The 1,615-nt window shown below is 64.1% G+C and carries 2 protein-coding genes; both read right to left on the reverse strand.

The window, feature by feature from the left end; translation table 11 throughout:
* Positions 1-157: 157 nt before the first annotated feature.
* Positions 158-823, reverse strand: coding sequence for a hypothetical protein (locus ABZ857_RS44150; RefSeq protein ID WP_357056939.1), 666 nt, complete (start codon positions 821-823; stop codon positions 158-160).
* Between the two features lie 292 nt (positions 824-1,115).
* On the reverse strand, positions 1,116-1,445 hold the full coding sequence (locus ABZ857_RS44155; RefSeq protein ID WP_357056942.1) for a hypothetical protein: 330 nt from the start codon (positions 1,443-1,445) through the stop codon (positions 1,116-1,118).
* Positions 1,446-1,615 lie beyond the last annotated feature (170 nt).

Below are 1,615 nucleotides of genomic sequence, written 5' to 3' on the forward strand. Positions count from 1 at the left end.
GCGGGAACGGCCGGCGGGCGGCTGACGCGGGGCCGTTCCACGGGAGATCCGCGGGCGGCGGTTACGCTTCGGGCAGCGTCGGGCCGCAAGGCCGAACACTGACACCGCCTTATCTGAAGGAACCCGCCTCACTGAGCCGCCCCGCCGCGGAAGGTTGCTAGGAAGCCTTCAGAGCTTCCAGAAGCCGCCTCGTGGCTTTCTGTGCGGCAGACCTGGTGAGCGCGGGATCATACTGGCCCACGTGTCCATCGTGCTCCAGTGCGATCATGGTGTTCCCCACCCTGGTAATCACGATGTCGATCGCAACCATCGACTCCTTGTCCAGGTTCCTGCCCGGGAACCCACTGCGGAGCTTGAGCCCATAGGAAGCGTCGCCGAGCCTGCCGACCGATAGCTTGCGGATCGTATCTTTGGTGGCGTCCGTAGTAACCGTGACGCCATTGCAGTCGCGGACCATCACTTTGGCCGCCCGCTCCAAGGCGGAGATCTTGCCGCGAGTACCGCTCACGATGTACTCGCTCACCCCCTCCCACCCGTCTTCCTTCCTCAGCCAGGTCGCGGCCTTGGCTCGATAGAGCGGAAGGATGCCCTTAACCGCCCTGGTGCACGCCTTCGAGCGGGTGACTATGTCATACCGAGCCGGTTCTCTGTTCCAACTCGCGTAACGTGCGAAGCCGATGCCAAGGTCCTCCGGCAGAAGCAGGGCCGCTTTGAGCCGATCCGGAGACAGCGGCTTGGGAGAACTTTCAGCCACAGCAGGAACCGGTACGAGGAGCACCCCGCATAAGAAACTTGCGGCGAAAAGCGACCGATCAGTGATCACATGAGGCACTTTAGGTGATGCTCCCTTCCGCGGGGAGAGGCAGACGACAGCTTCCTTCTGCGCCTCCGGCGGGGGCACTCCAGCTGCGGGGTGATCACCAAGGGCCTGCTCATCGTGACCGACCGTAGATGGTTGAGGTAGGGGCCTGATCACCCCGCCCGCCATCGACTCGGGACAAGCCGAGCAGGCCAAGGCCGCCGGGTCCAGGTCGTTCGTCCAGTAGGGCGCTCCACCTGGACCCGGCGGCCTTGGCCCGCTTCCCCTTCGGGCGGGTCGACGGCAGACGGGGTGATCAGGCAGGCGGAGGTGTGCGTGGGCGCGAGGGAGATTCGCCCGCAGCTACCTGCGTAGCCCACAAGCGCAGTTCACCGATAACGCTGGCCAAGCGATCATCATCAGCCACCCCGGCCGGCGCCCAGGGCTGAGTCCGCAACTCACACTCCCCATCGAGATCGGACCACAGCCACTGAAACGAGTCTCTGATCTCAAGCTCACGAGGGTCCGATGCTGCAAACAGTCCCCAGAGATCTTCAACCAGCTTGGGCAGCGGTGTCCGGCCCGAGGCGTACAGGTCGAGGTGTTCGACCATGCGGCCGATCAGCGCTCGCTGGTAGTCCTCCACGAGGTCACATTCTTGATCGTCGTGCAACTAACGTGCAATTAGCCAGGGGGAACGAGGGGGTAACCACGGTCACTCGTGAGCTTCCCCTCGTAGCGTGGAGACCGAACCGGGAGAGGTTTGGTCGTGGGAGCTACCACGAGACGCCGCTTTGATCCGGAGTTCCGGGCCGG

It is taken from the genome of Microbispora sp. NPDC046933, from assembly GCF_040644635.1.
Lineage (GTDB): Bacteria > Actinomycetota > Actinomycetes > Streptosporangiales > Streptosporangiaceae > Microbispora.